Source organism: Gryllotalpicola sp. CP2-P1, from assembly GCF_057512245.1.
Genome location: NZ_JBLRDT010000314.1, coordinates 1 through 2,069 on the forward strand (window position 1 = coordinate 1; position 2,069 = coordinate 2,069).

At 73.4% G+C, this 2,069-nt stretch carries 2 protein-coding genes; both read right to left on the reverse strand.

Annotated elements, in window-relative coordinates; translation table 11 throughout:
* A partial coding sequence (locus tag ACM2XV_RS14660) for a serine/threonine-protein kinase (protein ID WP_487027465.1) occupies positions 1-1,138 on the reverse strand: 1,138 nt, incomplete at its 3' end.
* Positions 1,138-1,938, reverse strand: coding sequence for an FHA domain-containing protein (locus ACM2XV_RS14665; RefSeq protein WP_487027466.1), 801 nt, complete (start codon positions 1,936-1,938; stop codon positions 1,138-1,140). The genes ACM2XV_RS14660 and ACM2XV_RS14665, both read right to left, overlap by 1 nt.
* Between the last annotated feature and the right edge of the window lie 131 nt (positions 1,939-2,069).

The window sequence follows — 2,069 nt, forward strand, 5'->3', positions numbered from 1 at the left end:
GCGCCGCTGCCGCTGCGGCCGACGCGGATGCCCCGGCGGTCGGTGCGAGCGGGGTGATGCCGCGTACCCGCGTCGCCTGCTCTTCCACGGCAGGCGCGGCCGCCTGCGCCGCGCCGGGCGGCGCCGAGATCGGGCCAGGAGCCGCCTTCGCGGCCTGCGCCTCGACCGTGGCGATCGGTCGGAAGCGGGTCTCGTCACCGCCGTCGTTCTCAGGCCGGCCCAGCGCCTCGACGCCGAAGCTCGGCAGATCTATGCCCGTCGGGGAATATCCGAGCTCGAGCTCGATGCGCTGCAGCGCGCGCACGAAGTCGACGGCGCTCGTGTAGCGATCGACGCGCCGAGGCGACATCGCCTTGTTGAGCACCGCGACGAGCGAGGCGGGCACGTCGGCACGCCCGATGGGCGTGATCGCTCCGCGCTCGATGCGCCCGATGATGTCGAGCGTGCCGTTGCTCTTCCCGGGCAGCTCGAACGGGGTGCGCCCGGCGAGCACGGTGTGGATCGTGGCGGCGAGCGAGAAGACATCGCTGCGCACATCGGGGTCGGGGTCGTCCTGGAACATCTCGGGCGGCGACCACGGCACCGAGAGCCCGACCGAGGCCGTGCCCTCGCCGCCCGGCAGCGAGGTGGTGTGCGTCGGCACGTCGCCCTCGAGCGTCGAGGCGATCCCGAAGTCGGTGAGCGCCGGCCAGCCGAAGCCGTTCGTCAGCACGTTGGCCGGCTTGATGTCGCGGTGCAGGATGCCCTGCGCGTGCGCGGCGGCCACGGCGCTTCCGACGCGGATGCCGGTGCGCAGGGCATCCGCCACGTCGAGCGGCCTCACCTTGTAGCGCTCGGCGAGGCTCTGGCCCGGGCAGTACTCCATGACGAAGTAGGGCCGGGCGCCGTCGGCGAGATCGGCGTGGTAGATCGTGACGATGTAGGGGTGGGTCGACAGCTGCGCCATCACGTTCGCCTCGGCGACGAAGCGCTTGCGCGCCTCGCCCTCGAGGCCGTCGGCGAGCAGCACCTTCACTGCGACGTCGCGTCGGGGCAGGTTCTGCTTGTAGAGGAAGACGTCGGCGAAGCCCCCCGACCCGAGCAGCTTGACGTACTCGAACCCCGGCAGCGCCGGCGGCGTGGAGACCGCGCGGCGCATCAGCTGCCCGCCGCCTGGCTCGTCTCGGTGACGGTGATGCGCACGCCGCCGCCGAGGTCGACGACGGTTCCCGCCAGCGCGCTCGTCGGCTCGCCTTCGCGCAGCTTCTGCGGGGCTCGGCCCGGAAGGGAGATCAGCGTGCCGTTGCGCGAGTGCAGGTCGGTGATGACGACGGTGTCGCCCTCGACGGTGAAGCGCACGTGGCTGCGCGAGATGTCGGGGTCGTTGCCGCCGACGGTCACGAGCCGCGGCAGCTCGCTGCCGCTGACCTTGTTCGCGCTGGGGCTGCGCCCGATGATGACGGGGCGGTCGAGCGGCTCGCTGCGGCCGTCGGGCAGGCTGAGGGCGAACTGGGAGCTCCCGCGCCCTCGCTCCGCCCGCTCGGCGGCCGCCGGGGAGCCGGCCGGGTCGCCGCCCTCGGCGGCGAGCGCGCGCTTGCGCAGCTCGGCGATGTCGCCCGACATCATCGTCAAGCCGTCGTGGTCGCCGACCGTGTCGACCTCGCCGTCGGCGCCGACGGGCGTGGGAGCCGTTGCGGGGGCAGACACCGTGGCAGAGGCGGCGGATGCCTGCGCCGAGGGCTCCTCGTCGTCCTCCTGCGGCCGCACCGCCGCGGCCTCGACGCTCTTCAGCTGGGTCACGCCGAAGAGGTGGTCGTACCCCGTCGTCCCCTCGGGGAACGGGATCGACTCTTCGGGCACGGTCTGCGATGGGTGCGCCGCGGCGGCGGTGGCGGGTTCGGCGGGTGCCAGTGCCGGCAGCGGCGACACGATGGTCTCTTCGTCCACCTCGCCCGGCATGATCGTCTCCTCCGCGGGTCGACTCGGCGCGGCCCCCGCGGCTCGACTCGGCGCCGTCTCCGCGGGTCGACTCGGCGAAGCCGAATGGAGACCCTCTTCTGCAGGGGCCCGATCGGCCGAGGCATCCGCTC

Bases quoted from the DNA above. Each gene is read 5' to 3' on its own strand.
- ACM2XV_RS14665 (WP_487027466.1), bottom strand. From the start codon at position 1,938: ATGCCGGGCGAGGTGGACGAAGAGACCATCGTGTCGCCGCTGCCGGCA.